The organism is Ewingella sp. AOP8-B2-18, assembly GCF_052376015.1.
Lineage (GTDB): Bacteria > Pseudomonadota > Gammaproteobacteria > Enterobacterales > Enterobacteriaceae > Ewingella > Ewingella allii.
The window spans coordinates 1-1,351 of sequence record NZ_JBQSVB010000051.1 but is presented as its reverse complement, the minus strand read 5'-3'; the positions used below and the strand labels follow the sequence as shown (position 1 = coordinate 1,351).

Annotated in this window: 1 protein-coding gene; it reads right to left on the bottom strand. The window is 48.4% G+C overall.

Annotated elements, in window-relative coordinates; genetic code table 11:
• Positions 1-272 precede the first annotated feature (272 nt).
• Entirely contained in the window at positions 273-1,277 is a 1,005-nt protein-coding gene (locus tag ACT3RR_RS23055; RefSeq protein WP_000427614.1) for an IS110-like element IS5075 family transposase, read from the bottom strand.
• Positions 1,278-1,351: the final 74 nt, after the last annotated feature.

The following is a 1,351-nucleotide window of genomic DNA, read 5'->3' as shown; positions in this document are numbered from 1 at the left end:
CCGCTTGGAAAACGGAATCTATGGTCACTCCCGTTTTTGCAACACCGATTTTGACGATAAGTTGGCTTGCTTGAATCTATCCGGCGTCTGAATGGGATTTTATTCCCGCGCCTCGATGAGTTCCGCGCCTGATGAACCTCCAGAAAATATACGGCTTCAGCGAGCCTTTCCGTTTTACAGGTTCCTCAACAGGCCGGTGGGCCGTTTGTATCATCAATATCAGTATTCGCAAAACCAGATGAATGATTGTTTAAACTGGTGTATTTCTGCCTTTATGCTTCGTAAGTTTGCTGTCGCGCCGTCAGTGCCCAGGCTATTCTGGCCAGCTTGTTTGCCAGAGCACAGGTGACGACAAAGTTGCTTTTCCGACACAACAACTCCCTGACCCAGTCGGCCAACTTGCCAGACTGGTGTTCCAGTTTTTGTATGAATACCCTGGCACACTGAACCAACAAAGTTCGGATCTTTTTGTTGCCCCGCTTGCTAATCCCTAACAATGTCGTCCGACCTCCCGTGCTGTACTGTCGGGGTACCAGCCCTGTTGCCGCCGCAAAGTCACGGCTGCTGGCGTACTGCTTCCCGTCGCCAATCTCAGTTGAAATAGTACTGGCAGTCAGCGTTCCAACGCAGGGAATACTCAGCAAGCGCTGTCCAACCTCATCTTCGTCCAACTTTCGTTTCAACTGAGATTCCAGATCTTTAATCTGCTCAACAAGATAGTGATAATGCTGTTGTAATTTCAGCAGTAACTGGCTGAGATAAAGAGGCAAACTACTGTCCTCAAGAAGGGTACTCAGTCGACTAATAACGGCAGCACCTCGCGGAACGCTGATACCAAATTCCAGCAGAAAAGCATGCATCTGATTAGTTGTTTTCACCTTATCCTGAACCAGGGATTCACGGACACGATGCAGAGCTCGCATTGCCTGCTGAGATTCGGTTCTGGGCTGCACGAAACGCATAGATGGACGTGATGCTGCTTCACAGATAGCTTCAGCATCAACGAAGTCATTTTTGTTGCTTTTAACGAATGGGCGGACAAATTGCGGTGATATCAGCTTTGGAAAATGCCCTAACTCTGCCAGCTTGCGTGCCATAAAGTGAGAACCGCCACAGGCTTCCATCGCGATGGTTGTTGCTGGGCATGTCGCCAGAAATTCGATTAGCTTTGGTCGGGTGAATTTTTTACGGTAAACGGCCTTCCCACGATGATCCTGACAATGAATATGGAAAGAGTTCTTACCCAGATCGATACCAATAAGCGCAATGTTTTCCATGATGGTTCTCCGAATGAAAGCCTGTCCTCAGCATAGTACTGGGAAGGAGGGAGTGACCATCTCATTAATTATCC